Below are 25,840 nucleotides of genomic sequence, written 5' to 3'. Positions count from 1 at the left end.
GCGGGCACACGCTTCACTGCTCGCAGCAGTGCTCCCTGGTGTGCAGGCAACTGGTGCCGTACAAATCCTGTGGTCGGACCGGTCGAGCAAGCGCACCAGGAGGACAACGAGTGCTGACGGAAGAGACGTGGCAGGAACTGCAGGGTCAAGGGACGTTACGGAGGTTCCGGGCGCGCAGCGTGATGCTCCGGCAGGGTGCTCCGGGAACGCATCTCCTCGCCCTCACCGACGGCCTGGCGAAGGTCGTCTGCCGGGAATCCGACGGGGCGACGACCTGGCTGGCCTTCCGCGGCCCGGGTGACCTTCTCGGTGAGGTGTCCGTTTTCAACGGCACGACGAGGACGGCGGATGTCGTGGCGCTCAGCTCGTGCACGGCCGTCGTGCTGGAAGCCGCTCGGTTCCGCAGATTCGTCGAGCAGCACGGGCTGGTGATGGATCTGATGCGTCAGACACTGTCCCGGCTGCGCGAATCCGACGCCCGCAGGGCAGAGCTGCAGAACGCTCCGGTGATCGTACGCCTGGCCCGCTCGCTCCTCCGGTTGGCCGAACTCATTGGCGCGCAGGGTACCGGTGCGCCGGTACGTCTGACCGGTCTCACCCAGGAGGAGATCGCTCAGGCGATCGGAGTGACGCGCAACTCGGTCGGCGCCGGGCTGCAGCAATTGCGTGAGAGCGGAGCGGTGGAGACCGCACGCCGGGTGATCACCATCAAGGACATGCGCGCACTGCGGCATTGGGCCGCCGTCGACTGACGCACACGGTGACGAGTGAGGACGGTCACCCTCGGAGTGCCCTGCGTTGTGCATTCGCGTCCCGGGCACTCACGGATGCTCATGACCAGCCACTCACCGGTGGTGGTCGATCCGCATCCGTCAACGACCGAGGAGACCGCGCATGTCCACTCCCATGCCCGTGCCCCATGCCCAGAGCCGACCGCTCCCGCCCTACCGGGCCCTGTTCGCGGTGGACGCCAAGGACTTCACCGGCCTCCCCGCCGTGCAGCACGGGGCAGTCAGCCGGCTGATCCCAGAGCTCGTCGACAGCGCCCTGGAACGGGCCGGCCTGCAAGACCTCAAGGACGCCAAGAGGTTCCCGGCCAACACCGGCGACGGTGTGGTGTTCGGCTTTGACCCCCTGCACCTTCCGTTTGTCCTCTGGCCGTTCCTGTACGTCCTGGACAACGTACTCGGCGGGTACAACCAGCAGACCCTCGGGCCGCGCATCCGGCTGCGGGCCAGCGTCCACGTCGGACCGCTGCCGGACTCGGGGGAGCCGGGCGACGGCAACGGCACAGCCCGCAACGACACGCACCGGCTCCTGGACTCGCGCCCGGTAAAGGCGATCCTGGCCGCCGCCAGCGAGCAGACCACCCACCTGGCCGCCGTCATCTCCCAGCGGGTCTACGAAGACGTGGTGCTCAGCGGCTACACCGGCCTGCACCCCGACCGCTGTGTGGAAGTGCCCGCCACCGTCGAGGGCAAGGCGTTCGCGCAGCAGGCATGGCTCTACATCCCGTCGCCTTCCGGGAACCTCGTGCAGGCCGGGATGCCGGCAGGGGAGGAATCCACCGGGGCGACCGCTGAGGAGCCGGGCGGGCAGAGCGCACCCTCGGAGACGACGCGGTACCGCGACAACGCGCAGCACGTCGAGGAGGGCGCCGCCGTGATGGGCGACGTGGCGGGCAACTTCACCTACACCGGCCGTTCCACCACCTACCGGGCCGAGAACCAGCACTGGGGCGGCGGCGACAACGTCTCGGGCGACAAGCACGTCGGCGGCTCGGGAGAGCACCGGTGAGCGACGGGCCGGACGACCGGGCCGGCGGGTTCGAGGGCAACCGTCAGCGCGTCGACCAGGGACTCGCCATCATGGGGAGCGTCGGCGGCAACGTCTCCATCGTGATTGGCGACCCGCGGGAGGAGGACCCCGCCGCGGAAGACGTCGTCCCGCCCGCATTCCGCGAGGGGCCCTACCCCCGGGAGGATGTCGAGCGGCGACTTCGCGGGTTCACGGAGCCGCCCTCGTACGGGCGCTGCAGGCATGTTCTTCGCAGCAGTGTGTTGCTGCTGCGGGCCGAGAGCGGTACGGGCTCCACCACGGCCGCATTCGCGCTGCTGGCCGCACGACATGGCGTCGACGCCATCGCCGGCCTCGATCCGTCCGTCGCTCTGGACACGTGGAAACCGGAGGCCGGGCGCGGGTACCTGATCCAGGGCCTGTCGCAGGAACGTGCGGACAGCCTCGGTGAGGTCCCTCTCATGACCCTGACCGACCAACTGAAGGGAGCGTCGGCGAGCCTCGTGGTCATCGTGGGGGAGGAGGTCTTCCTGCGGCCCGACACCAAGGAGTGGCAGGCGGAACACCGTCCGCCGAACCCGCACGACGTCGCAGCGGCACAACTCCGGGCGATGGCCGGAGAGGACGAGATCACCACCGGCCAACTGTCGGTTGCCCTGGCGCACCTGTCCACACCCGAATTCACCGAGTACCTCAGCGCCGGCCTCCTGCCCGCTGTGGCGGCCGATCTGGCCCAAGAACTCAAAGGGGTGGTGGTATCGGGCCGGCCGGCCGACACCGCACTGGAGAACCTGCGGCTCGGCAGCCTGCCCGCCGCCCGTGAAGCCCTGGAAAGCGTCCGGCACAGCGCGGACGGCCTTGCCCTCATCGCCGCTGTCGCGCTGCTGGAGAATCAGGACCGCACGGTCATAGAACAGCTCACCGCCACCTTGCGCCCCTTGTTCGGGGAGCGGGCAGTGGGGGAGGCCGTGGCTCCCGGCAGGCCGGAACAGCCGGACTTCCTCGGCCCCGCCTTCGACAAACGCCTCGCGAAGATCGGGGCCCGGACACTGGCCCCGCGCCTTGCCTCCCGGTACCGGTACCGCTACCGGGAGCAGCCCGTCGCCTTTCACGGCAGGCACCGGGCCGAGGCGGTACTGCGGCACCTCTGGCTGGAGTACGAAGGCGCCGCCGACGTGCTGCGGCAGGGACTGGACACCCTCTCGTACCAGCCAGGGGTCGACCTGGTCTCGGGCCGTGCGATCGGCCAGGTCCTGACGTATGCGACCGGGCCGGCGGCGCTGCGCCAGATGCAGCCGTTCGCCGCGGCGAACGAACGGTGGCGACGGCGGCTGGCGGCCTACGCGCTCGGTGAAGTCGCCCAGCACGCGGAGCTGGCCGCGGCGGTCCATGAACAGCTGCGGCAGTGGAGCAGACTGCGCGACGTGAACCTGCGGTGCACGGTCGCCGAAACCTGCGCTGGCAGCTATGGCCTGGCACGGCCCGAGGCCGCCATGAGACTCCTGAACGCCGTGCTCGACGGTCCGGGCGACGGAATGGAGCGCAAGCTGCGCACCGCGGTCTCCTTCGCGCTCGGCGTGCTGCTCAAGGAGGAGGCCAATCGGCCGCGCGTCCTCGACTGGCTGGTGACCTGGCTGACGGCCGGGAGCGGCACACTGCACCACTCGTACGCCGCGTATGCCCTCGCTTCCCTCTGCCGCACGGCCTTCCCGGAGGTCAACCGGCCCGGTACGCACCGGGTGGGGCTAGCCGAGGTGATGGGCGAATTTCCCCTTCTCGCCCGCCACCTGGTGGCAACGGCGCTCGATGATGACGCCACGTATGAGGAGGCGGTCAAGGGACTGTCGGACATCGAAGGGGACGCGGCGCTGCGACGCCGCTCCCGATTCGACGAGTTCCTCGCCGAACTGCCGGCCCTCGCGGACGACCACCGCGGCGTCGTCCGCTTCCTGCTCACCCGCTACCGGCGTCGGTCGGCGACGCTGACGGATCGGAGTACGTCATGACGGAACCGCTGGTCGCCCCGGCCAATTCCCCCGTACTGAGCCTGCTGCGGCAGCGTTTCGGCGCCTGCACGGAACGCGCCCTGGTATATCTCGCCTCGGTGGGCACGGACCGGGTGGAGCCGCCTCGTAACGGCAGCACGTGGAAGTACGCGCGCCCGTCACTGCGCGAGATCAGGCACGGCGGCTTCTCGCACGCTTCGTGGGTCTCCCTCGCCGAGCGGACCTCTTGGGCCGATGTACACGCGGGGAACGGTACCTCGCGATACACAGTGCGGTGGTGGGTGAGTGACCCGGTCGTGGTAGCTCGACAGCAGGTCACGGAGGAGAACGCGACCCAGCTGATCGCCGCGCACATCGCGGAGCACGGCAGTGTGCCCGCACGGCTCGACCTCCTCAAACAGCCACCGCCGGAATACGGGACCGTTCCGGTCGGTCCGTATCGGCAGGAACACACGATCGCGACGGCGGGTCTCACCTACCGGTTCCTGGAGGCTCCACCGGAGGCCGTGGGCGCCCCGGCCCCTGGAGCACTGCCCGTCCTGCCCGCTGCCTGGGGCGAGGCGCACCGCGAGGCGTACGGCTTCTATCGGGAGGTGGTCGCGGGCGGACCGGTCGGCCTGGCCGCACTCTGGCTCCTGCACCATCCCGATCAGGCGAAGGATGTCCTGGAGTGGACGGTGGTTCACCAGGGTCTGCTCGCCGACGAGGACGGCTGGGAGCGCACACTGGCCGCCGCCCTCCAGGGGTTGACCGAGGCGGACCGGGGTTTCGTCGGTGTCCGCATCGCGCAGGTGCTGCAGGAGGTGCGGATACCGCAAGGCACAGAGATTCTCCAGCGGTTGGAGGGCGAACAGCACACCGGAGTGAACGGGACGCACCGGGGGCCCCGGTGACGTGCGTGGAGTCGTTGTTCGGCCCCCTGACAGGAACGAGGCGCCGGCCCCCGCCCGTGAGCGGGGCGGACGTACCGGTGCTGACTCGCGAACTGATCGCCCAGAACCACACCGAGATCGGCCGGGCCGACGGTAAGGCATCCGTGCTGCTCGCGACCGGCGGCTCATTGCTCGGCCTGCTCCTTATGCGCCGCCCGGTGGACACCTCGTGGACGCTCCCGTTGTGGTGGGCGGCGGTCATCGGCGCGACCGGTGCGCTGTTGCTGCTCTTGATGGCCCTGGTACCGCGTCGGGGGGTCACGTTGCGCGGCAGCGCGCAGGTCCTGGCGTACTACGAAGACGTGGTGCGGGCCGAGAGCCGGGCAGAGCTGTCAGCGGCCCTGCGGCTCGACGGATGTGATCCGCAGGCACGATTGTCCCGAGCGCTGACCGGAACCAGCCGGATCGCGCACATCAAGAACATGTATGTGCGGTGGGCCGTGCTGCTGCTCCTTCCGGCGGTCACCGCCATGCTCCTGGCACTCGCACCGGGCTGAAGCGAGACCGGCCCGGTACGTGAGCCGAATCCAGCCCCCCCTCACCACGTATCCACGAACCCCCGCCCCCGCTCCGACAGTTCCGCCGGGCGGTAGCCCGTCAGGGCCGAGGTTACCCAGTCGCGGGAGGTTGCCGGGTCGATGACTGCGTCGAGTTCCAGGGCGGCTGCCGCGTTGACCGCCTTGCCGTGGTCGTAGAGTTCCGCCACGCGGGAGTCGAAGGCGTGTTGGCGGGCGGCCGGGTCTGGGATGGCTTCCAGTTCCTTGCGGTAGCCGAGGCGGACGGCGCCCTCCAGACCCATGCCGCCGAGTTCGCCGGTCGGCCAGGCGGCGGTGGCGAGGGGGGCGCGGGTGGAGCCGCCCATCATGGCCATCGCGCCGAGGCCGTACGCCTTGCGGAGGATGAGGGAGACGACGGGGACGCGGAGGTTGGCGCCGGTGACGAAGAGGCGGGCGAAGTGCCGTACGGTGGCGTCGCGTTCGGCGTCGGGGCCGACCATGAAGCCGGGGGTGTCGCAGAGGGCGAGGACCGGCAGGCCGAAGGCGTCGCAGAGCTGGAGGAAGCGGGCGGCCTTGTCGGCGGCGTCGCGGTCGATGGCACCGCCGAGGTGTTGTGGGTTGTTGGCGAGGAGACCCATCGGGCGGCCCGCCACCCTGACGAGTGCGGTCACCACGCCCGTGCCGAAGCCGGATCGTAGTTCCAGGACCGAGTCGGTGTCGGCCAGGCCGTCGATGACCTGGCGGACAGGGTAGGCGCGGCGTCGGTTCTCGGGGACGGTGTGGCGCAGGAGGCGGGGGTCGGGGGCCGTCCAGTTCTCGGTGGGGCCGTGGAAGTAGGAGAGGTAGCGTTTGGCGGTCCGGACCGCTTCGGCCTCGTCCGCGACGGGGATGTCCACGACGCCGTTGGGCACCTGGACGGAGAGCGGGCCGACCTCCTCGGGGGCGTACGAGCCGAGGCCGCCGCCCTCGATCATCGCCGGGCCGCCCATACCGATCGACGCCTCGGGCGTGGCGATCACCACGTCGCAGCAGCCCAGCAGCGCCGCGTTGCCCGCGAAGCAGCGGCCGGAGGCGATGCCGATCAGGGGGACGAGGCCGCTCAGCCTGCCCATCTGGTGGAACGTCATGATGTCCAGGCCCGCGATGGAGGAGGTGTCGGTGTCGCCGGGGCGGCCGCCGCCGCCTTCCGCGAACAGGACGACGGGCAGGCGGCGTTGTTCGGCCACGCTCAGCAGGCGGTCGGTCTTGCGGTGGTTGTTGTGTCCCTGTGTGCCTGCCAGCACGGTGTAGTCGTACGACATCGCCACGCAGGGTGCGCCGTCGACCGTTCCGGTGCCGGTGACCATGCCGTCGGCCGGGGTCGAGGCGATCAGGTCGTCGAGGGAGCGGCGCCGGCGTTGTGCCGCGATCGCCAGTGCGCCGAACTCCGTGAAGCTGCCCTCGTCGCAGAGGTCGTCGATGTTCTCGCGTGCGGTGCGGCGGCCGAGCGCGTGTCGTTTTGCCACCGCCTCCGGGCGCTGGGCGTCCAGTCCGACCGCGTGCCGCGCCAGGGCCTCGGCCAGGTCGGGGCGGATGGTGTCCGGGTCGGCCTCAGCCGTCTCCGTCTCCTCGGTGGCGCCGCCCGTGGCCGGTTCGAGGACCACCAGGGGTTGCCCTTCGGGAGCCGTGTCGCCGACCGCGGCCCGTACAGTGCGTACGATCCCGGCGGTCGGGGCCGTCACGACGTGCTCCATCTTCATCGCTTCGAGGACGAGGAGCTGGTCACCTGCCTGTACGGTCTCGCCGGGTGTCACGTCCACGGTGATGACGGTGCCCGCCATGGGCGCTACGACCGCTCCTTCCTTGTCGTCGCCGTCCCCCGCGGCCGGCGGGGCGTCTTCCTCGGTGAGCAGTTCGGGCAGGTGGTCCGTCACCCAGGACGTGTGGGTGTTGCCTGCCGCGAACTCCGGGTGTCCCAGCACCGCCCGGAGCAGGGGGATTCCGGTGTGTACGCCCGCCACGGTGAATTCGGCGAGGGCCTGCCGGGTCCGTTCGCAGGCCGTGGTGAAGTCCGGTGCGGGGACGCGGGTGATGACCTTTGCCAGCAGGGGGTCGTAGCGCGCGCCGACGGTCAGGCCGCCGCATGCCCCCGTGTCGACGCGGACGCCGGGGCCGGTCGGGACCTCGAAGCGGGTGAGCGTACCGGCCGAGCCGCGTACCGTGCCGTCCCGGGTGGTGACCTCGGCGTTCACCCGCGCCTGTACGGCGTAGCCGCGGGGCGGGGGCGGGCCGTCGGTCAGTCCGAGGTCGGCGAGTGTGGCGCCGGATGCGAGGCGCAGCTGTGCGTCGACCAGGTCCATGCCCGTCACCTCTTCGGTGACGGTGTGTTCGACCTGGAGGCGGGGGTTGGCCTCCAGGAAGTGGAACTCGCCGTCCCGGACGAGGAATTCGAAAGTGCCGAGCCCGGTGTAGCCCACCTCGCGGGCCATGCGGGTCGCGCACTCCAGGAGCTGGTCGCGGACGCTCGTGGGCAGTGCGGGCGCGGGGGCGATCTCGATGAGTTTCTGGTGGCGGCGCTGGGCCGAGCAGTCCCGTTCCCAGACGTGGGTGACCGCGCCGGTGGCGTCGCCGATGACCTGTACTTCGATGTGGCGGGCGCCCGTGAGCAGCCGCTCGACGTACAGGTCGCCGCGGCCGAAGCCCTGTTCGGCCTCCGAGCGGCAGCGTTCCCAGGCCTCGGTCAGCTCGGCGGCGTCCCGCGCCACGCGCATGCCGCGGCCGCCGCCCCCGCCGAGCGCCTTGACCATCACCGGGCCGCCGGCGCCCGGGCCGTCGGTCAGGAACGCGCGGGCCTCGTCGAGGGTGGTCGGGCCGCTGGTGCCCGGCAGTACCGGTACGCCGAGGGACCGTGCGAGGTCCCGGGCGCGCGCCTTGTCGCCGAAGAGGCCGAGCACCTCGGGGGAGGGGCCGACGAAGACCGTGCCCGCCTCGGCGCAGGCCCGCGCGAAGCCGGCGTCCTCGCTGAGGAAGCCGTAACCGGGGTGCACGTAGGCACTGTTGGTGTTTCGCGCGGCCGAGAGCAGGGCTTTCGCGTCCAGGTAGGCGGCGGGGCCGGAGCCGGGCAGCGGATGTGCCTCGTCGGCGAGGCGGACGTGCGGGGACGCCGCGTCGTCCTCGGCGTACACCGCGACGCTGCGCAGTCCGGCCGCGGCGGCGGCGCGCGCCACCCGCACGGCGATCTCCCCGCGATTGGCGATGAGCACGGCTGACCCCATTGAGCGAGCACCTCCACGCTGAGACGGCGGCTGTCATGGTCATTGACATTGGCGTCAACGTCAATATGGTCGAGGCGTGGCAGGCAGAGAGCAGTCCGCATCCGCACCCCGGCAGGCGTCGGAGCGCGACCGGCCGGAGGAGTCCGGGCGGCCGGCCGCGCGTGGACACCGGCCGTGGGCGACCCGTACGGCCCGCGACCGCAGTGACACGCCCGTGCGGCACCGGCTGCTGGACGCCGCGGAGGCGGTCTTCGCGCGCCGCGGCTACGGCCCCGCCACCATCGCCGACATCGCCGCCGAGGCCGAACTGTCCCGGGCCGGCTTCTACGTCTACTTCGCGTCCAAGGAAGAGATCTTCCGGGTGCTCGCCGTGCGGGTGCGGGACGCCTTCCTCGCCGCTCAAGAGGTGCCGGACACCGATCCGGACGACGTCCGCGCGGTCGCGTACGACTCCACCGCCGCCTTCATCGAGGCGTACGCCGGCCACCTCCCGCTGCTGCGGCTGATCGAGCAGCAGGCGCAGGGCGACCCGGAACTGGCCGAGCTGTGGCGGGAGATCGGCGAGCGGCCCACCCGCCGTACCGCCCGCTACATCCGCCGCCTGACCGAGGCGGGCGAGCTGACGCCCGTGACCGGCCCGTCGGCGGTGGCCCGCGCGGTGGGCGGGATGAGCGTGCAGTTCGCCCGGCTGGTCGCCGAGGACCCGGCCGCGTACGAGTCCGCCGTACGCGAGGTCACCGCCATGTACCTGCATCTGCTGGGCGTCCGGGGACCGGCGCCGCGGCAGCGCAGCGCACCGCCGCACGACGAGGGACACCAGGCGATACCGGAGGAGTAGCAGTGAGCCGCGCGACGCGTATCGAGCACTACCTGACCGATCTCCGTACCCGGCAGGACCGGGCCCGCAGCGGCCGGCAGTCCTCCGCCGTCCGGCCGCGGGCCGGCGAGCGGACCGTGCCCGGCCATGTGCACCACTGGGCGACCGTCGCCCCCGACCGCACGGCCCTCGTCTTCGAGGGCCGGGAGACGACCTACCGGGAGCTGGACGAGGCCGCCGACCGGCTGGCCGGGTGGCTGGCCGCGCACGGGGTACGGCCAGGGGACCGCGTCGGTGTCCACCTCCCCAACTGCCCGCAGTTCCTGATCGCGATGCTCGCCGTGCTCCGCCTGGGCGCGGTCCACGTACCGGTCAACCCCATGTTCAAGGCCGCCGAACTCCGCCACGAACTGGCCGACTCCGGCGCCTGCCTGGTCGTCTCCCGTACCGAACTGGCCGCGGCCGTCGAGGAGATACGCGCCGACACTCCGGTGCGCGAGGTGCTGCTCGCCGACACCGACGACTGGCACGACGCCCTCGCGCACGCCCCGCACGGCAGCATCGCCGACGACCCGGACGCGCTCGCCGCCCTCAACTACACCGGCGGCACCACGGGCATGCCCAAGGGCTGCGAACACACTCAGCGGCACATGGTCTACACGGCCACGGCCATCGACTCGGGGCGCGCTCTCGAACCGGCCCCCGACGGCATCGTCTCCCTCTGCTACCTGCCGGTCTTCTGGATCGCGGGGGAGAACCTCGGCATCCTCGCGCCGCTCGTCTCCGGCGGCACGAGTGTGCTGCTCGCGCGCTGGGACCCGGCCGCCGTCCTGGACGGGCTGGAGCGGTACCGGGTCGCCACGATGGCCGGCACGGTCGAGAACTACCTCGAACTCCTCGACCGCCCGGACCTCGCCACGCGCGATCTGTCCGCCTTCACCGCGCCGCTCACCGTCTCCTTCATCCGCAAGCTCACCCCCGAGGTGCGCGACCGGTGGCGCCGCGCTGTGGGCGGCCACAGCGTGCTGCGCGAGGCCTCGTACGGCATGACCGAGACGCACACCAGCGACACCTCCACCCTCGGCTTCCAGGACGGCGACCGCGACCTGCTCGGCGAGCCCACCTTCTGCGGGCTGCCGGTGCCCGGCACGGACATCATGGTCGTGGACTTCGCGACCGGTGAGCCGCTGCCGCTCGGCGAGCGCGGCGAGATCGTCGTCCGCGGCCCGTCCGTGCTGACCCGCTACTGGCGCGCGCCCGAGGCCACCGCTGCGGCACTGCGGTCGAACGAAGCCGGGTCCGGGGGAGGCTGGCTGCACACCGGCGACATCGGCTCCCTCGACGAGGAGGGCTGTCTGGTCTACCTCGGCCGCGACAAGGACATGATCAAGGTCAACGGCATGAGCGTCTTCCCGACGGAGGTGGAGACCCTGCTCGGGCGCCATCCGGAGGTGCTGGCCGCGGCCGTCGTGGCCGTACCGGACGAACGGCGCGGCCAGCGCCCGTACGCGTACGTGCGTACCGTCCCCGGCAGCACGCTCACCGCCGCAGCGCTGGGGGAGTGGGCGGGCGCGTCGATGGCCGCCTACAAACTGCCCGCCATCGAGCTGACGGACGATCTGCCGCTCACCGCCACCGGCAAGATCAGGAAGACGGAGCTCGCCGAGCGAGCCAGGCGTACGCGGCCTGTGCCGTGAACTCCCGCTGACCGCCGCTGAAGAGGAGCCCGGCGCCCTCGAACGCCGGGTCCCCCGCGGTCTCCGCCACGTACGGGATCGCGATGCAGCCCATGCCGGCGCGGCGCGCGGCCTCGGCACCGGGCGGGGCGTCCTCCAGCACCACGCAGCTCTCCGGCGCCACCGCCAGCCGCCGGGCCGCCTCCAGGAAGACGTCGGGCGCGGGCTTGCCGTGCTCCACCTCCTCGGCCGACACCCGCGTGGACAGCCATGTGTCCAGGTCCGTGCCCTTCAGCACGGCGTCGATCGCGGCCCGCGACGAACCGGACGCCACCGCGAGCGGGTGCCCGGCCGCGTGCAACTGCTCCACGAAGGCACGCATCTCCGGGAAGACCACGGTGTTCGCCCCTGCCAACTCCAGGTAGATCTCGTTCTTCCCGGCCAGCAGCTCCGACACCGGAGCCTCGATCCCGTACTCCGCCTTGAGGATCTCCAGCGTCTCGCGCGTCCCGATGCCGATGAACCGGGCGTGGTGTTCCCAGGTGAAGCCGGTGACCCCGTACCGGGCCAGCAGCCGCCGCCCGGCTTCGTAGTAGTGGGGTTCACTGTCGACGAGGGTGCCGTCGAGGTCGAAGACGACGGGGGTGCGGGAGGGGTCGGTGCTCATGCCCCCAGCATGCCAAGCCCGCGGTCAGCGCGCCGCCGCAGCCCCGCCCACGTCCTCCACGAGCGGCAGCAGCCGGTGCGGCACGCGCTCGCGGAGCGCCACCTCCGTCCGGGTCCGCACCACTCCCGGCATGTTGATCAGCCGCTGGATCACGTCCTCCAGGTGGGCCGCGTCGCGTGCCACCACCTTTGCCAGCAGGTCGCCGCCGCCCGTGGTCGAGAACGCCTCGATGATCTGCGGCACCTCGGCCAGCAGCGCCGCGACCTCTTCCAGGTGGCCCTGGGTGACCTCGATGTGCGCGAAGGCGGTGACGGGGTGGCCGAGCGCGGCGGGGGACAGCCGCGGCCCGTACGCCGTGATCACCTCGTCCCGCTCCAGCCGGTCCAGGCGGGCCTGCACCGTGCCGCGGGCGACGCCGAGGATGCGCGCGTACTCGCGCACGCTCGTCCGCGGCTGTTCGAGCAGCAGCCGGAGGATCCGGGCGTCGAGTGCGTCCACGGCCATGGGGGACGGGCTCCTTACGGGCGGTGCGGGTGCGGGCCGGTCGGCCGCCGGTCTCCAGTCTGCGGTGTGCCGCGCCGGTATGCGACGGCGGGGGTCGCGGGACCGCTGATCGCCCGAACATCAGTTCACCCGAGCGTCACTCTGCGTTCGCCGAAAGTCACCCTTCCGTCACCTCGACAGGGCAGGGATGAAGGAGCGGCCGACGCGGCCCCGTCCGGGGAGCCGCGCGGACAGAATCGAACAGGAGTGTGATCTCGGTGGGAGAGTTGCTCTGCGCGGTGCTGGCGAAAGCCGGTCTCGCCATCGCCGAGGTGATCATCACCAAGGTCGTCATGGAACTCTGCACCGCCTACGTACGGAAGTACCGCACGGACGCGGCGATGGCAGCGGCCTGAGACGACCGGCAGCGCAGGTCGCGTCTCAGGCCTGTGCGTGCCGGTCGTCCCGGTACTGCCGGGGGCTAACCGGCGGCGAGCGCCCGCCCGGTCGGGATGTGCAGCTCCGGCTCCCGCAGCCGGCTGGTCGCCCACATGCTCACCAGCCCCGTCAGCGCCAGGTAGCCGCAGGCGAGCCAGGGGGTGCCCGAGCCCAGGGCCAGCAGCGCCGTCATGATCAGGGGGGTGATGCCGGACGCGAAGATGCCGGACATCTGGTAGACGAACGACATGCCCGTGTACCGCACCGGAGTGGCGAACAGCGCCGCGAACAGCGTGCCTTGGGCTCCGTAGAACGAGGCGTGCACGAGGCCGAGGGTGACCAGGAGCGCCACCGCGAAGGCCCACGCCCCGCCCGTGCCGAAGAGCCAGAACGCCGGGAACACCGAGACGGCGAACGCACCCATGCCGACGAGGTAGACGCGGCGCGCGCCCAGCCGGTCGACCGCCGCTCCGGACACCGGAATCAGTACGGCCATCACCAGAGCCGCGGCCGTCACCGCGAGCAGCACCGCCGTACGGTCCAGCGCCAGCGTCCCCGTCGCGTAGGTGATGGCGAAGACGCCCCAGGTGTTGAAGGCGGCGCCCTCGCCCCACCGCGCCAGCATGCCGAGCAGCACGTGCCGCCGGGCGGCCTTCTCGCGCACCACCTCCACCAGCGGCGCCGAGTGCGGCAGTTCCCGGAGCCGGCGCACCGCGCGGAACGCCGGGGTCTCGTCGATCTTCAGCCGGACGGCCAGCCCGACACCGACCAGTACCAGACTGATCAGGAAGGCGACCCGCCAGCCGTACCCGAGGAACGCCGCGTCGCTGAGCACGTTGTTGAGGAGCGCGAACACCCCGGTGCCCAGCGCCAGGCCGAGCGCCAGCCCGATCTGCGGATAGCTGCCGAACCGGCCCTTGCGGCCCTCGGGCCCGTACTCCACGGCCAGCAGCACGGCCCCCGCCCACTCGCCGCCCAGCGCCACGCCCTGCGCGACGCGCAGCACCAGGAGCAACGCCGGGGCGAGGATGCCGACCTGCTGATACGTGGGCAGCAGGCCGATGAGCGAGGTGGAGACGCCCATCAGGCCCATGGTGAAGGCGAGGGTCCGCTTGCGGCCGATCCGGTCGCCGATGTGCCCGAAGAGCAGGCCGCCCACGGGACGGGCGACGAACCCGACGGCGAACGTCGCGAACGACAGCATCGTGCCGACCGTGCCGTTCGCCACCGGAAAGAACAGCTTGTCGAAGACCAGCCCGGCAGCCGTGGCGTACAGGAAGAAGTCGTACCACTCGACGGTGGTGCCCAGCAGGCTGGCGAGCACCACCGTCCGCAGCCGCGAGGCGGGCGCCTCCTCCTGCCCTTCGGGGGAGTGCGGTGGCGCCTGCGCGGGCGCGGAAGCGGGGCTCATCGGCCGGCGAACGGGACGATGCCCGCCTCGGTCGTGCGCGGGCCGGCCGGGTGCTGCCACAGCCCGCGCTTCTCCAGCAGCGGCAGCACGCCCTCGCCGAACCAGTACGCCTCCTCCAGGTGCGGCACACCGGAGAGCACGAACTCCTCGATGCCGAGCCGGGCGTACTCCTCGATCAGGTTCGCGACCTCGGAGTGGCTGCCCACCAGCGCCGTCCCGGCGCCGCCGCGGACCAGCCCGACACCGGCCCACAGGTTGGGGTAGATCTCCAGCTCGTCGGTGGACCCGCTGCCGTGCAGTTCGCGCATCCGGCGCTGGCCCTCGGACTCGCTCGTCGCCAGCCCCTGCTGCACCGCCTTGATGCGCTCCGGGTCCATGCCCTGCAGCAGCCGCCCGGCCTCGGCCCACGCCTGCTCCGAGGTGTCCCGGCTGATGGTGTGCAGCCGGATGCCGAACCGCACCTCGCGACCCTGCGCGGCGGCCAGCGAACGCACCCAGTCGATCTTCTGCTTCACCTGCTGCGGCGGCTCGCCCCAGGTCAGGTACACATCGGTGTACCGCGCCGCCACCTCGCCCGCAGCGGGCGACGAACCACCGAAGTAGACACGCGGCACCGGGTCCGGCAGCCGGTTCAGCTTCGCGCCCTCGACCCGCAGGTGCTCGCCGTGGTGGTCGACCGTCTCCCCGTCCCACAGCCGCCGCACGATGTCCAGGAACTCGCCGGTGCGCGCGTACCGCTGGTCCTTGTCGAGGAAGTCGCCGTACGCGCGCTGCTCCGCCGACTCGCCGCCGGTCACGACGTTGAGCAGCAGCCGGCCGTGCGACTGCCGCTGGTACGTCGCGGCCATCTGTGCCGACAGCGTCGGGCTGATCTGGCCGGGCCGGAAGGCGACCAGGAATTTCAGCCGCTCGGTGACCTGGGTGAGCATCGCCGTCGTCAGCCAGGCGTCCTCGCACCACGCACCCGTCGGCGTCAGCGCCCCCACGAAGCCGAGCTGCTCGGCGGTCCGGGCGATCTGGCCCAGGTACTCGATCGAGGCGGGGCGGTCCCCGCCGGCGGTGCCGGGGGTGGAACCGTGACCGCCGCCGACGATGTGCCGGCTGTCACCGGTCGTGGGCAGGAACCAGTGGAACGTCAGAGCAGACATGAGGACTCCGGGGAAGGGCGGCGGATCACGCCCCGAGCAGGGCACGATGGCCCGGCGGGGTGCGTGACGAGGTGCCGCGGAAGGCATGACGAGGCGCCGCGGGGGAGCGGCGACAGCGCGCCGCCCGGTGCGGGAAAAGGGGAAGAAGCGCGGCAGCGCGGCCCCGGTGAGCCAGGGGTCCGCGGCCGGAAAGCGCGTCAGACGCGACAGTTGGCGCTGGACTGGCGACACAGATCGACGTGGAGGCGTCCCACGAGGAGGTCGGCAGCAGCAGTCATGCCTGGCATTCTGCGTCGGGCACCCCGCCCGGTTCAAGCCGTTGAGACAAGTGTTTCAGCAGGTGAGACGCCCGTGCGGGCCGCGGGTCACTGCGGGGCGCCGAGCGCCCGGGCCACCGCGTCCCGTACCGCGTCCTCACCCGGTGCCGTCCGGCCCCGCGCCGCGGCCATCTCCGCGAGCGAGGTCATCGCCACCTCGGGCAGCCCGCACGCCGTGAACCGGGTGAACTCGTCCAGGTCGGAAGCGATGTTGAGGGCGAAGCCATGGCTCGTCACGCCGCCGCGGATGCGCATCCCGATGGACACCAGCTTGTCGTGGTCCGGCGTCCACACACCGACCAGGCTCTGGGCGCCGGGCGGTGTGTCACGGCGCACCGTCTCGAAGCCCAGCGAGTCCAGGGCGCTGATCAGCCCGTTCTCCAGCCAGCGGACGATGTCGCCGGGGCCGCGCTCGCGCAGGTTCAGGACCAGGTAGCCGATCAGCTGGCCGGGGCCGTGGTACGTCGCCTGCCCGCCCCGGTCGACCTCGACCAGTGGGACCGGGGAGTCGGCGCGCGGCAGCTCCGCCGCCGGGGTCCGGGAGCCGTAGGTGATGACAGGGGGGTGGGTCAGCAGGAAGAGCCGGTCACGGGCGCGGCCGGCCCGCCGCTCCTCGACCCAGCCCCGCATGGCTTCCATGGCCTCGGCGTACGGGACCTCTCCCAGGTCGACGCGGTCCAGCCGCTGCTCGTACGACATGTGGGAGGGCTCCTGTCAGGGGAAACGGGGGTGGGACCGGTGAGGCGGACCGCGACCGAGCGGTCCGCCTCACCGGGGGCGTCAGCCTTCGGCGGCCGCGGGCTCCGCCGCGGAGAGCTCCCGGACGCACAGGGCGTCGGAGGTCGGGCCGGTGATCGCCTCGCCCGTCTCCAGGGAGTAGCTGGAGTGGTGCAGCGGGCAGGTGATCCGCAGGCGGGCGGCGTTCACATAGCCGTGGGCGAGGAGGCCGCGGCGGTGCGGGCAGAACGCGCCCACCTCGAATGCGCGGTCGCCGACCGTCACGCGCAGGCGGTCCTCGGAGATCTGCTCGACCGAGGTCCGGGGTGTCGGGCCGGGCATTCAGGCCACCTTCACTGCGGAGGCGACTGCCGCCTCGGTGGCGCCGCCGATGACCTCGCTGGCGAGCTTGAAGCCGGTCCACACCTTCACCGGGTGCAGCTCCGCCTCGGCGTCCAGCTCGCGGATCGCGACCTGGAGCTCCTTGGCGTGGAAGTGGTCGATGTGCAGGTGCTCGGTGTAGTACCGGGCGCCGGTGAGCCCCAGCCGCTCGGCCGCAGCGGCGAACGGCTTGAAGGCGTACAGGATGCTGCACTCCAGGTAGCACAGCGTGCCGAGGAAGTACTCGGGGTGCGGGGCGCGCGCGGCGGCCCAGAAGAAGGCGTTGACGAAGGCGAACGTCTCCTCGTTCGTGGTGTCGAGGTAGTCGTCGACCTCCACCGACATGCCGAGTTCGAGCATCAGCTCGCGGTAGATGTTGAAGTGCGCCTGGTCCAGGTTGCCGCAGCCGAACTCGTCCACCAGCACCCGGAAGATGGCCATCTTGGCCTTCTTCGGCAGCCGCCACACGATGGGCAGGAAGGACTCGGACTCGGTCAGCCCGTCCACGGCGAACTGGGCGACGACCTCCTTGAACTGCTCCCGGGTCAGGTCCTCGGCCAGTACCCGCTCGAAGGGCGGCGGGTCGGCCTCCTCGGCGGCCAGCAGTTCTTTCATGTGCCGGCTCAGGGTGGCCCGGTCGGGCATGTCCGGTGCCGTCGCCTCGATCTCGTCGGCGCGGGCGACGATCAGCCGCTGCTCCAGCTCATGGAGTTCGCGCAGCTCGTCGGGGGTGTGAATGGTGCGGTTCAGCTCGAACAGCCGGCTGCCGGCCGTACGTGTCGTGGTCGTGGTCACTCGTGACTCCTGTGGTGGTGGCGCCGCCGGGCCGGCCGTCGAAGCCGGCCCGGCCGCGCCGGTCGGCTCCGGTCAGCCGGCCGCGAGCGCGGTGCCGATGACACCGCGCCGGACCAGTTCGGTCTTCACGTGCAGGTACCAGTCGTCCGCCAGCAGCTCGTACTCCTTGGAGAGCACGTCGACCCGGGCCTGGGCCTCCCGCGAGAAGCCGTCCAGCGCGGCGTTGCACGCGGCCGGTTCGAGGTTGGCCAGCGGCCCGACGAACCCGTGCACGCCGGGGGCGTCGGCGATCAGGTGTTCCCAGCCCTGGAAGACCGGTACGTCCGTGCCCTTGGCCAGCAGCTCGCGGGTGAACTCCGCCGAGCCGCTGGACTCCTTCACGCCCACGACGCCCGGCAGCGCGCACACCTCGCGCAGCGCGTCCACGTCCAGCGGCGCCTTGGAGATGGCGTTCTCGTGGTAGACGAAGACCGGCAGCGGGCTCTTCTCGACGATGACCCGGAAGTGCTCCAGCAGGGACACGGGCGGCACGTCGGCGGCGGGGAAGGGCGGCGGCACGACGATCGCGTCGGCCCCCAGCTCCGCGGCGAGCCCGGCGCGGGCGAGGATCCCGGCGGTACGGCCGATCTCCACGCCCGCCAGCACCGGGGCGCCGGCCGCGTGTGCCACGGTGAGGTGCACGATGTCGATCCACTGCTTGAGCGACAGGCGCCAGCCCTCGCCGGTGCTGAGCGCCGGCATGAAGCCGGTGACACCGTCCCGCAGGGACTCGATCAGCCGGACGGTGCTCTCCTCGCACACCTGCCGGCGCTCGTTGACCGGGGTCACCAGCGGGACGACGGTCCCGCGCAGCTTCTTGAGCCGGTCGACCCGCGCCGAACGGTCGGGCTGCGGTTCAGACTGCGGCATGGTCCACCACCAGTTCCAGGGAGATGTCGTAGAGCTTGTCGAGGGTGCCCGTCCCGTCGGCGAAGCGCACCGGACCGTCGGCCGGGTCGGGCCGGCGCACCGGCAGGCCGAGCGATGTCAGGGAGAGCAGCCGCGGGTTGACCGTGACCAGCTCCCCGCAGGTGGCCGAGACCGAGGCCAGCAGCATCCGCTCCCGCAGCGACAACGCGGCAGCGGGGGAGGGTAATTGGTCGAACGCCAGCCAGTCGTCGGCGGTGTAGGCGCGGCGGCGGACCGGCATCACCGAGTGCAGCAGGTCCATGAACGGGTAGTACGCGTCCTGCGCGGCGCGCGGGTACCCCCACACGACGTCGTCGCAGCGGCCCACTTCTTCGTACGTCATCACCAGCGGCCGCTCCAGGTGTGCCGCGAAGAAGGCCGCGCAGGAGGTCCGCACCGCCGGGTCGGTGCTGTGCATCCCCATGAACAGGGAGGCGTCGACGTAGAGGTCACCCGCCATAGGAGTCCACCCCTTCGCGCAGCCGGGCCACCGACGCCTTGAACTCCTGCGGGTCGCGGGCCAGCGCGAGGCGGACGTACCGCTCGCCGCGCTCCGGCTCGTTCCAGAAGAAGTAGGTGCCGGGGAGGACGTACACCTCGTACGCCGCCAGGTGTTCCTGGAGTTCGGTGGCCTTGACGTGCTCGTCGCGGATGCGGAACCAGGCGACGCTGACGTTGACGGCCGGCTCGATGTGTTCCAGGAGGCTGCCTTCGAGGGTCTTGAGGGCGGTCTCCCGGTTGCGGGTGATCACATCGCGGACCGAGGCCATGCCGTCCTCGATGGAGTCCTCGACGTAGCGGGCGAGGAAGTTGAGGACGAAGGGGGAGACGTCCAGCAGCACGCTGGTGTGGATGTTGTAGACGTCCTCGTACAGATCGCGGCTGCAGGTGAGCAGCGCGCACTTGGCGTCCTGGAGCGGCCAGGTCTTGCCGGTGTCCTCCAGCGCGATGTACCGCACACCGGAGGAGTCCAGCAGCTCGTAGAGGTCGAAGCGGCCGAAGCGCGGGTCGGCGAGGGCGAACGAGGCGAAGCACAGGTCGACGACGAAGAGTTTGTCGTGGTCGACGCAGTAGCGGATGACCTCTTCGAAGCCCTTGCGGCCGTGCGAGAGCAGCGAGAAGCCGGTCGGGTTGTTGGGGTCGACGAGGAAGAGCGCGTCGGTGGTGACGGCCTCGGCCAGCCGCTCGTAGATCCGGTCGGCGTCGTGCAGCGCGTCCTCGGGGACGGGCACCGGCTGGACACCGACGTTGCGGAGCACGTCGGGAAGGTTGTCGAAGCACGGCTCGACGAGGCTGACGCTGATGTCGTGCCGGCGCAGGTACATGCCCGCGACGAGGGTGGAGATGGATGCCGCGTACGACAGCATCGTCGTGTCGGCGCGCACGCTGTTCTGGCCGTGCAGCCGGAAGAAGACCTCCTTGAAGCGGTCCTCCAGATCGGCCTGCTTGGTCTCCTCCGCCTCGTACCACAGGGCCGGGAGCGCGGCGACGATCTCCCGCTGGCCGGGCGACTGCTGCTGGTGGGTGTGGGCGTCGGCGAGGTTGAACCGGGTCTTGAGTGCCTGGATCTCGTGCTGGGTGAGGTCGAGAAGCTGCTCGGGCACAGGGCTCCTTGAAGGAAGCAGCGCGTGCGGACAGGGCGTATCTGATCGATCGATCGGGCCGGCCCGCAGGCGAAGGGAAATATCGGGAAAAGGTGGCCGAACGACGCGGAGAGCGCGCGTCGTGTGGCGCTGCCGGGCCCGCACCCGGCGTGAGACGCATCGGCTTCCCTGGGAAGCAAACAGAACTGATGCGGTGTGACCACCTGATGCCGTACGTTAATCGATGATCGATCAACGCTCAAGAGCCCCCGGAGATTCGTCCATGGTCGGTACCAGCACCCCCGAACCACCGCACAGCGTCGTCCCGGTGGCCCGTGTGCCCCTCAGTGAACAGGTGCGGCGCCATCTGCTGCAGCAGCTCCTCGACGGGCGGTGGGAACCGGGGGACCGCATCATCGAGCGGCGGGTGGCACACGAACTCGGCGTCAGCCAGGCGCCGGTCCGTGAAGCGCTGCGCGACCTGCAGGCGATGCAGTTGATCGAGTCCACGCCCGGAAAGGGCGTGCGGGTGCGGGAGTTGACGCCCGACCAGCTCAGCGAGGTCTATCCCGTACGCGCCGCCCTGGAACGGCTGGCCGCCGAGCTGGCGGTACCGCGGCTCGCCGGCGATGTGTCGACGCTGGAACCGCACCTGGAACGGATGCATCAAGCGGCCCGGGAGGGCGACACCGACGCCCAGATCACGCACGGCGTCGAGTTCCACCGGGAGATCGTCCGGGCCGCCGGGAACCACGTACTGTTCCGCAACTGGGAGTCGCTGGCCATCGAGCTGTGGACGCGACTGTCCCTGAAGTGGCTGCGCACCGGACTGCACGAGAACGCGGCCGATCACGAGGCCATCGTGCAGGCCTTCCGCCGGCAGGACCCCTACGCCGGGCGCCTGGTGCAGCTGCACGTCCTGGATTACGCCAACAAACCGATCGGAGCCCCATGACCGGCACGCCCCACCCCCGCACGCAGACCGAACCCGGTGTTGTCACCGTCTTCTCCGACATCTGGTGTTCGTTCGCGCACGTGGGGATCCACCGCCTGCACGCCACGCGCCGGCGCCTCGGCCTGGAGGACCGCGTGCGCTTCAACCACCGGGCCTTCCCGCTGGAGTTGTTCAACAACGGGCCCAGCCCGCGCCCCGGCACAGACTCCGAGGTCGGCGGCATCGCGCACATCGAGCCGGACGCCGGCTGGCAGCTCTGGCGCGCCCCCGACTGGAAGTTCCCCTCGTCCTCGATGCCGGCCCTGGAAGCCGTCCAGGTCGCCAAGGAGCAGGGCCTGGAGGCGTCCGAGCGCCTGGACCTGGCGCTGCGCCGGGCGTTCTGGGCGGAGAGCCGATCGATCGGCGCGCGGGCCGTGGTCGTCGCGGTCGCCGAGGAGACCGAGGGCGTCGACGCCGAGGCCATCGCCGCAGGTCTGGACGACGGGAGGGCTCGGCGGACGGTGACCGAGGACTTCCGCTGCGCCAAGGAGCACGAGGTGAAGTGCAGCCCGCACCTCTACCTGCCGGACGGCTCCGACCACCCCAACCCGGGGGTCACCGCACGCTGGCACGGCGCGTACGGCACCGGGTTTCCGCAGGTCACCAGCGATGACCCGAGCGCGTACGAGGAGTTGCTCAAGCGCGCAGCGGGCTGACCCCCGGCCCCGGGGCGCGGCCGGGGGAGGAGGCCCCACTCAGGTAAAAATGATCGATCATCAATCATTACTGCTCGGTAATGGTTGACCCTGGGGTTCGTGAGTCTCTACTTTTTGTTGAGCGGAATCATGGTTCCGCAGTCCGGAAGTCGCCGCAAGGTGACATCAGTTGAGGCCGCTTCGACCGGTCCACCCGCATCGCCGGTCGTCCGCCCGACCACCGGAGGTGCCGCAGAAGCGCGCGGCACCTCCGGTTCCTCACCCAGGAACGTGAAAGGGGATCACCGTGTCCCAGCTCGACCAACTGCCCGACAGCGATCCGTCCGAGGTCGCCGAATGGCGCGAATCGCTGGACGGCGCCGCCCGCGCCGGTGGGCCGCACCGGGCCGCCCACCTGCTGCGCCGCGTCGCGGAGCACGCCGAACGCACCGGGATCGGCCTCCCCCCGCTCCTGGAGACGCCGTACATCAACACCATTCCGACCGCCGCCGAGCCGGAGTTCCCGGGCGACGAGGCGATGGAGGCGCGGATCACCGCCTGGAACCGCTGGAACGCGGCGGCGATGGTCACCCGCGGCAACCAGCGCGGCGGCCTCGGCGGCCACATGGCCACCTTCGCGTCGGCGGCCTGGCTCTACGAGGTCGGCTACCAGCACTTCTTCCGCGGCAAAGAAGCGGACGGCAGCGGTGACCAGCTGTACGTCCAGGGGCACGCGTCACCCGGCGTCTACGCCCGCGCGTTCCTCGAAGGCCGCCTGACCGAGGAGCAGTTGGACCGCTTCCGGCAGGAAGCCGGCGGCGAGGGCCTGCCCTCCTACCCGCACCCGCGGCGACTGCCCTGGCTGTGGGAGTTCCCCACGGTGTCGATGGGGCTGGGCCCGCTCTCGGCGATCTACCAGGCGCGCTTCAACCGCTACCTGGAGCACCGGGGGATCAAGGACACCTCGAACTCCCACGTCTGGGCGTTCCTGGGCGACGGCGAGATGGACGAGCCCGAGTCGACCGCCGCACTGGCGCTGGCCGGCCGTGAGGGCCTGGACAACCTGACCTTCGTCATCAACTGCAACCTGCAGCGCCTGGACGGCCCCGTCCGCGGCAACTTCAAGATCGTGCAGGAGCTGGAGCGGCAGTTCCGCGCCGCCGGCTGGAACGTCGTCAAATCGCTGTGGGGCCAGGCCTGGGACGAGCTGCTCGGACAGGACGTGGACGGCGCCCTCGTACGCCATCTCGGCAGCATCCCCGACGGTCAGTTCCAGACCTTCGCGGCCCGCGACGGCGCGTACATCCGCGAGCACTTCCTCGGCGACCGGCCGGAGCTGGCCCGCCTGGGGCAGCAGCTCACCGACGCCCGGCTGGAGGAGATCGTCGGCACCTCGCGCGCCGGCCACGAGCCGCGCAAGGTCTACGCGGCGTACAAGGCCGCACTCGAGCACAAGGGCGCGCCGACCGTCATCCTGGCGCAGACCGTCAAGGGCTGGACGCTCGGCCCCGGCTTCGAATCGCGCAACGCCAACCACCAGATGAAGAAGCTGTCGGGCAAGGAGTTCCGCGCCATGCGCGATCTGCTCGAACTCCCCATCTCTGACAGTAAGTTGAACGACGAGCTGGTGCCGTACGTGCACCCGGGCGCCGACTCGCCCGAGGTCGCCTACCTGAAGGAACGGCGCGCCGCGCTCGGCGGACCGGCGCCGGCCCGCAAGGTCACCGCGAAACCGCTCCCGATGCCCGCCGACAAGCCGTTCGACGCGCTGAAGAAGGGCTCGGGCACCCAGGAGATCGCCACGACGATGGCGTTCGTCCGCCTGGTGAAGGAGCTGATGCGGGACAAGGAGACCGGCAGGCGCTGGGTCCCCGTCGTCCCCGACGAGGCCCGCACCTTCGGCATGGAGTCCCTCTTCCCGTCCGCCGGGATCTACTCGCCGCTCGGCCAGACCTACGACCCGGTCGACCGCGATCAGCTCCTGTACTACAAGGAAGCCAAGAACGGTCAGATCCTCAACGAGGGCATCACCGAAGCCGGTTCGCTCGCCTCGCTGACCGCCGCCGCGACCTCGTACGCGACGCACGGCGAGCCGATGATCCCGTTCTACATCTTCTACTCGATGTTCGGATGGCAGCGGACCGCCGACCAGTTCTGGGCCCTGGGCGACCAGCTCGGGCGCGGTTTCGTCATCGGCGCGACCGCCGGCCGTACGACGATGACCGGTGAGGGCCTGCAGCACGCCGACGGCCACTCCCACCTCATCGCCTCCACCAATCCGGCCGCCGTCTCCTACGACCCCGCGTTCGCCTTCGAGGTCGCGGTGATCGTCAAGGACGGACTGCGCCGCATGTACGGCGAGACGGCCGAGCATCCCGGCGGCGAGAACGTCTTCTACTACCTCACGGTCTACAACGAGACCAAGGTCCAGCCGCCCATGCCCGAGGGCCTGGACGAGCAGGGGATCCTGCGCGGTCTCTACCGGTACCAGGAAGCGGCGGATACTCCTTCCGACGCACCGAAGCTCCAGCTGCTCGCCTCCGGCACGGCCATCCACTGGGTCCTCGAAGCCCAGAAACTGCTCGCCGAGGACTGGGGCGTGGCCGCCGACGTGTGGTCGGCGCCGTCCTGGACGGAGCTGCGCCGGGACGCGCTGGAGTGCGATGCCGCACGGCTGCGCGGCGACGACCGGATTCCGTACGTGACCCGCGCGCTGGACGGCGCGCCCGGCCCCGTGGTCGCGGTCAGCGACTGGATGCGTGCCGTGCCCGACCAGATCGCTCCCTGGGTCGAGCAGGAGTGGGTCTCCATCGGCACGGACGGCTTCGGCCTCTCCGACAGCCGGGAGAACGTCCGCCGGTACTTCGGGGTGGACGCCCAGTCCATCGCCGTGAAGGTGCTGGCCACGCTGGCCCGCCGCGGTGACGTCAAGCCGGAGGTCGTACGCCAGGCCACCGCGCGCTACGGGCTGGAGGGCTGACCGTGAGCACGGACGTCGTGCTGCCCGCGCTGGGCGAGTCGGTCACCGAGGGCACCGTCACCCGGTGGCTGAAGGAGGTCGGCGAGTCGGTCGAGGCCGACGAGCCGCTGCTGGAGGTCTCCACCGACAAGGTCGACACCGAGATCCCCGCCCCCGCCGCCGGCACCCTGCTGGAGATCGTGGTGGGCGAGGACGCGACCGCGGAAGTGGGCGCGAGGCTAGCCGTGATCGGGGAGCAGGGGGAGCAGCCGTCCGCCCCGGCTCCGGCACCCGCCCCGGCTCCGGCACCCGCTGCGGAGCCGGCTCCGGCCCCCGCTCCGGCAGCCGAGGTGCAGGCAGCCCCGGCTCCGGCAGCCCCCGCTCCGGCCCCCGGTGCAAGCACCGGCTCCACTGGAGCGGCTGGCGCCGCGCAGCCTGCTGGTGAGGCCGACGGTGCGTACGTGACGCCACTCGTCCGCAAGCTGGCGCGGGAGAGCGGTGTGGACCTGACCACGGTGCAGGGCACCGGCGTCGGTGGCCGCATCCGTAAACAGGACGTCCTCGCCGCGGCCGAGGAGAAGGCGCCGGTGGTCGGCGGTACTGCCCCCTCGGCCGTGCCGTCGGCCCCCTCCCCGGAGGGGCATGCGCTGCGTGGCCGGACGGTCAAGATGCCGCGGATGCGCAAGGTCATCGGCGACAACATGATGAAGGCCCTGCACGGCCAGGCGCAGCTGACCTCCGTGGTCGAGGTGGACATCACCAAGATCATGCGGATGCGGAACAAGGCCAAGGACGCCTTCGCCGCCCGTGAGGGCGTCAAGCTGTCCCCGATGCCGTTCTTCGTCAAGGCCGCCGTCCAGGCGCTGAAGGCCCACCCGGTCATCAACGCCCGGATCAACGAGGACGAGGGCACCATCTCCTACTTCGACTCCGAGAACGTCGGGATCGCGGTGGACAACGAGAAGGGCCTGATGACCCCGGTCATCAAGGGCGCCGGCGACCTGAACATCGCGGGCATCGCGAAAAAGACCGCCGAGCTGGCCGGCAAGGTCCGCGAGAGCAGGATCAGCCCGGACGACCTGTCGGGCGCGTCCTTCACGATCAGCAACACCGGCTCGCGCGGTGCGCTGTTCGACACCGTCATCGTGCCGCCGAACCAGGTCGCCATCCTGGGCATCGGCGCCACCGTCAAGCGTCCGGTGGTCGTGGACCACCCGGAGCTGGGCGAGACCATCGCGGTCCGCAACATGACGTACCTGTCGCTCTCCTACGACCACCGTCTGGTGGACGGCGCGGACGCCGCCCGCTACCTGACCACGGTCAAGCAGATTCTCGAAACAGCCGAGTTCGAGGCGGAGTTGGGCGGCTGACCGGCGGAAACGCCC

Annotated in this window: 23 protein-coding genes and 1 pseudogene; 12 read left to right on the top strand and 12 right to left on the bottom strand. The window is 71.1% G+C overall.

Features of this window, described 5'->3' with window-relative positions; translation table 11 throughout:
- Positions 1-110: 110 nt before the first annotated feature.
- The 5 genes from ACZ6WH_RS14455 to ACZ6WH_RS14435 all read left to right on the top strand — a co-directional run bounded on the left by ACZ6WH_RS14455 (position 111) and on the right by ACZ6WH_RS14435 (position 5,232).
- A complete protein-coding gene (locus tag ACZ6WH_RS14455) occupies positions 111-752 on the top strand; it encodes a Crp/Fnr family transcriptional regulator (protein ID WP_469728458.1) in 642 nt (213 codons plus the stop codon).
- A 142-nt stretch (positions 753-894) separates the two neighbouring features.
- Positions 895-1,797 carry a hypothetical protein gene (locus tag ACZ6WH_RS14450; protein ID WP_469728457.1) on the top strand — a complete coding sequence of 301 codons (903 nt, stop codon included), beginning with the start codon at positions 895-897 and terminating at the stop codon, positions 1,795-1,797.
- Positions 1,794-3,803, top strand: coding sequence for a hypothetical protein (locus ACZ6WH_RS14445; protein ID WP_469728455.1), 2,010 nt, complete (start codon positions 1,794-1,796; stop codon positions 3,801-3,803). The genes ACZ6WH_RS14450 and ACZ6WH_RS14445 overlap by 4 nt, the downstream gene beginning before the upstream one ends.
- Positions 3,800-4,696: a hypothetical protein gene (locus ACZ6WH_RS14440; RefSeq protein ID WP_469728453.1), complete on the top strand. Its 897-nt coding sequence runs from the start codon at positions 3,800-3,802 to the stop codon at positions 4,694-4,696. The genes ACZ6WH_RS14445 and ACZ6WH_RS14440 overlap by 4 nt, the downstream gene beginning before the upstream one ends.
- Positions 4,697-4,773: 77 nt before the next feature.
- The gene (locus tag ACZ6WH_RS14435; protein WP_469728451.1) at positions 4,774-5,232 is read left to right on the top strand and encodes a Pycsar system effector family protein; all 459 of its coding nucleotides are present in this window, start codon (positions 4,774-4,776) and stop codon (positions 5,230-5,232) included.
- A gap of 41 nt (positions 5,233-5,273) precedes the next feature.
- Here ACZ6WH_RS14435 and ACZ6WH_RS14430 read toward each other — a convergent pair whose 3' ends face one another.
- Positions 5,274-8,486, bottom strand: a complete 3,213-nt coding sequence (locus ACZ6WH_RS14430; protein WP_469728449.1) for a carboxyl transferase domain-containing protein — start codon at positions 8,484-8,486, stop codon at positions 5,274-5,276.
- Positions 8,487-8,562: 76 nt separating this feature from the next.
- Here ACZ6WH_RS14430 and ACZ6WH_RS14425 point away from each other — a divergent pair, with 76 nt between their 5' ends.
- On the top strand, positions 8,563-9,324 hold the full coding sequence (locus ACZ6WH_RS14425; protein WP_469728447.1) for a TetR/AcrR family transcriptional regulator: 762 nt from the start codon (positions 8,563-8,565) through the stop codon (positions 9,322-9,324).
- Between the two features lie 2 nt (positions 9,325-9,326).
- Positions 9,327-11,000, top strand: a complete 1,674-nt coding sequence (locus ACZ6WH_RS14420; RefSeq protein WP_469728444.1) for an AMP-binding protein — start codon at positions 9,327-9,329, stop codon at positions 10,998-11,000.
- Here the strand turns inward: ACZ6WH_RS14420 and ACZ6WH_RS14415 are convergent.
- Both ACZ6WH_RS14415 and ACZ6WH_RS14410 read right to left on the bottom strand, forming a co-directional pair.
- A complete protein-coding gene (locus tag ACZ6WH_RS14415) occupies positions 10,948-11,646 on the bottom strand; it encodes an HAD family hydrolase (protein WP_469728443.1) in 699 nt (232 codons plus the stop codon). The genes ACZ6WH_RS14420 and ACZ6WH_RS14415 overlap by 53 nt on opposite strands.
- Positions 11,647-11,670: 24 nt before the next feature.
- On the bottom strand, positions 11,671-12,150 hold the full coding sequence (locus tag ACZ6WH_RS14410) for an Lrp/AsnC family transcriptional regulator (protein ID WP_361564452.1): 480 nt from the start codon (positions 12,148-12,150) through the stop codon (positions 11,671-11,673).
- Positions 12,151-12,407: 257 nt separating this feature from the next.
- Here ACZ6WH_RS14410 and ACZ6WH_RS14405 point away from each other — a divergent pair, with 257 nt between their 5' ends.
- Positions 12,408-12,545 carry a hypothetical protein gene (locus ACZ6WH_RS14405; RefSeq protein ID WP_362218548.1) on the top strand — a complete coding sequence of 46 codons (138 nt, stop codon included), beginning with the start codon at positions 12,408-12,410 and terminating at the stop codon, positions 12,543-12,545.
- A 65-nt stretch (positions 12,546-12,610) separates the two neighbouring features.
- Here ACZ6WH_RS14405 and ACZ6WH_RS14400 read toward each other — a convergent pair whose 3' ends face one another.
- From ACZ6WH_RS14400 to ACZ6WH_RS14360, 9 genes are all read right to left on the bottom strand, one after another.
- Positions 12,611-13,978, bottom strand: coding sequence for an MFS transporter (locus tag ACZ6WH_RS14400; RefSeq protein ID WP_469728441.1), 1,368 nt, complete (start codon positions 13,976-13,978; stop codon positions 12,611-12,613).
- Positions 13,975-15,126: an LLM class flavin-dependent oxidoreductase gene (locus ACZ6WH_RS14395; protein ID WP_469728440.1), complete on the bottom strand. Its 1,152-nt coding sequence runs from the start codon at positions 15,124-15,126 to the stop codon at positions 13,975-13,977. Before ACZ6WH_RS14395 ends, ACZ6WH_RS14400 begins: the two co-directional genes overlap by 4 nt.
- Before the next feature lie 197 nt (positions 15,127-15,323).
- Entirely contained in the window at positions 15,324-15,404 is an 81-nt protein-coding gene (locus ACZ6WH_RS14390) for a putative leader peptide (protein ID WP_399704753.1), read from the bottom strand.
- A gap of 87 nt (positions 15,405-15,491) precedes the next feature.
- The gene (gene lipB, locus ACZ6WH_RS14385) at positions 15,492-16,142 is read right to left on the bottom strand and encodes a lipoyl(octanoyl) transferase LipB (RefSeq protein ID WP_469728438.1); all 651 of its coding nucleotides are present in this window, start codon (positions 16,140-16,142) and stop codon (positions 15,492-15,494) included.
- Positions 16,143-16,223: 81 nt separating this feature from the next.
- Positions 16,224-16,502: a Rieske (2Fe-2S) protein gene (locus tag ACZ6WH_RS14380; protein ID WP_432861472.1), complete on the bottom strand. Its 279-nt coding sequence runs from the start codon at positions 16,500-16,502 to the stop codon at positions 16,224-16,226.
- Positions 16,503-17,336, bottom strand: a complete 834-nt coding sequence (locus ACZ6WH_RS14375) for an iron-containing redox enzyme family protein (RefSeq protein ID WP_361564470.1) — start codon at positions 17,334-17,336, stop codon at positions 16,503-16,505.
- A gap of 72 nt (positions 17,337-17,408) precedes the next feature.
- A complete protein-coding gene (locus ACZ6WH_RS14370) occupies positions 17,409-18,245 on the bottom strand; it encodes a dihydrodipicolinate synthase family protein (protein ID WP_469728436.1) in 837 nt (278 codons plus the stop codon).
- Positions 18,232-18,744 (bottom strand): DUF6190 family protein, encoded by a 513-nt coding sequence (locus tag ACZ6WH_RS14365; RefSeq protein ID WP_469728434.1) that lies wholly within the window; start codon positions 18,742-18,744, stop codon positions 18,232-18,234. Before ACZ6WH_RS14365 ends, ACZ6WH_RS14370 begins: the two co-directional genes overlap by 14 nt.
- On the bottom strand, positions 18,734-19,888 hold the full coding sequence (locus ACZ6WH_RS14360) for a pyridoxal phosphate-dependent aminotransferase (RefSeq protein ID WP_469728432.1): 1,155 nt from the start codon (positions 19,886-19,888) through the stop codon (positions 18,734-18,736). Before ACZ6WH_RS14360 ends, ACZ6WH_RS14365 begins: the two co-directional genes overlap by 11 nt.
- A gap of 262 nt (positions 19,889-20,150) precedes the next feature.
- Here ACZ6WH_RS14360 and ACZ6WH_RS14355 point away from each other — a divergent pair, with 262 nt between their 5' ends.
- The 4 genes and pseudogenes from ACZ6WH_RS14355 to sucB all read left to right on the top strand — a co-directional run.
- The gene (locus ACZ6WH_RS14355; RefSeq protein ID WP_469728431.1) at positions 20,151-20,822 is read left to right on the top strand and encodes a GntR family transcriptional regulator; all 672 of its coding nucleotides are present in this window, start codon (positions 20,151-20,153) and stop codon (positions 20,820-20,822) included.
- On the top strand, positions 20,819-21,517 hold the full coding sequence (locus ACZ6WH_RS14350) for a DsbA family oxidoreductase (protein ID WP_469728429.1): 699 nt from the start codon (positions 20,819-20,821) through the stop codon (positions 21,515-21,517). The genes ACZ6WH_RS14355 and ACZ6WH_RS14350 overlap by 4 nt, the downstream gene beginning before the upstream one ends.
- 286 nt (positions 21,518-21,803) lie before the next feature.
- Positions 21,804-24,476, top strand: a complete 2,673-nt coding sequence (aceE, locus tag ACZ6WH_RS14345; protein ID WP_469728427.1) for a pyruvate dehydrogenase (acetyl-transferring), homodimeric type — start codon at positions 21,804-21,806, stop codon at positions 24,474-24,476.
- Positions 24,464-25,825, top strand: a pseudogene (sucB, locus tag ACZ6WH_RS14340) (2-oxoglutarate dehydrogenase, E2 component, dihydrolipoamide succinyltransferase); the annotation flags it as partial. The gene aceE and the pseudogene sucB, both read left to right, overlap by 13 nt.
- Between the last annotated feature and the right edge of the window lie 15 nt (positions 25,826-25,840).

The sequence above is a fragment of the Streptomyces sp. NPDC050806 genome (genome assembly GCF_055586425.1).
This window is presented reverse-complemented; position numbering and strand designations above follow the sequence as displayed.

Bases quoted from the DNA above. Each gene is read 5' to 3' on its own strand.
- ACZ6WH_RS14450 (WP_469728457.1), top strand. From the start codon at position 895: ATGTCCACTCCCATGCCCGTGCCCCATGCCCAGAGCCGACCGCTCCCG.
- ACZ6WH_RS14440 (WP_469728453.1), top strand. From the start codon at position 3,800: ATGACGGAACCGCTGGTCGCCCCGGCCAATTCCCCCGTACTGAGCCTG.
- ACZ6WH_RS14430 (WP_469728449.1), bottom strand. From the start codon at position 8,486: ATGGGGTCAGCCGTGCTCATCGCCAATCGCGGGGAGATCGCCGTGCGG.
- ACZ6WH_RS14415 (WP_469728443.1), bottom strand. From the start codon at position 11,646: ATGAGCACCGACCCCTCCCGCACCCCCGTCGTCTTCGACCTCGACGGC.
- ACZ6WH_RS14410 (WP_361564452.1), bottom strand. From the start codon at position 12,150: ATGGCCGTGGACGCACTCGACGCCCGGATCCTCCGGCTGCTGCTCGAA.
- ACZ6WH_RS14400 (WP_469728441.1), bottom strand. From the start codon at position 13,978: ATGAGCCCCGCTTCCGCGCCCGCGCAGGCGCCACCGCACTCCCCCGAA.
- ACZ6WH_RS14395 (WP_469728440.1), bottom strand. From the start codon at position 15,126: ATGTCTGCTCTGACGTTCCACTGGTTCCTGCCCACGACCGGTGACAGC.
- ACZ6WH_RS14390 (WP_399704753.1), bottom strand. From the start codon at position 15,404: ATGACTGCTGCTGCCGACCTCCTCGTGGGACGCCTCCACGTCGATCTG.
- lipB (WP_469728438.1), bottom strand. From the start codon at position 16,142: ATGTCGTACGAGCAGCGGCTGGACCGCGTCGACCTGGGAGAGGTCCCG.
- ACZ6WH_RS14380 (WP_432861472.1), bottom strand. From the start codon at position 16,502: ATGCCCGGCCCGACACCCCGGACCTCGGTCGAGCAGATCTCCGAGGAC.
- ACZ6WH_RS14370 (WP_469728436.1), bottom strand. From the start codon at position 18,245: ATGCCGCAGTCTGAACCGCAGCCCGACCGTTCGGCGCGGGTCGACCGG.
- ACZ6WH_RS14365 (WP_469728434.1), bottom strand. From the start codon at position 18,744: ATGGCGGGTGACCTCTACGTCGACGCCTCCCTGTTCATGGGGATGCAC.
- ACZ6WH_RS14355 (WP_469728431.1), top strand. From the start codon at position 20,151: ATGGTCGGTACCAGCACCCCCGAACCACCGCACAGCGTCGTCCCGGTG.
- ACZ6WH_RS14350 (WP_469728429.1), top strand. From the start codon at position 20,819: ATGACCGGCACGCCCCACCCCCGCACGCAGACCGAACCCGGTGTTGTC.